The organism is Vibrio marinisediminis, from assembly GCF_014050145.1.
GTDB classification, from domain to species: domain Bacteria; phylum Pseudomonadota; class Gammaproteobacteria; order Enterobacterales; family Vibrionaceae; genus Vibrio; species Vibrio marinisediminis.
Genome location: NZ_JACFYF010000405.1, coordinates 1 through 229 on the forward strand (window position 1 = coordinate 1; position 229 = coordinate 229).

Sequence of the window (229 nt, forward strand, 5' to 3'; positions counted from 1 at the left end):
TATGAACTTTTGGAGATTGGTCTCCTAAAAAACCGTAAAGAGATAACTTATTTTCTTTTGTGTTTTTAGCTATTACCGAAAAAATATCTTTAGTACTTACTAATGTAGTATTAAAACGACCTCTAGTTTCTATTATCTTTTTGTCAAAATACTTATTTTTTATTTTTTTGTAAACAGCATACCCATTAAAATTTATGTTTTTGTTTAATAGAAATATCCATTCCCAGTT

1 protein-coding gene is annotated in these 229 nt (G+C 24.9%); it reads right to left on the reverse strand.

The features are described 5' to 3' along the window. Nucleotides 1-229 (reverse strand): LpxL/LpxP family acyltransferase (locus H2O73_RS24460; RefSeq protein WP_220457799.1); only part of this gene is annotated, 229 nt, incomplete at both ends.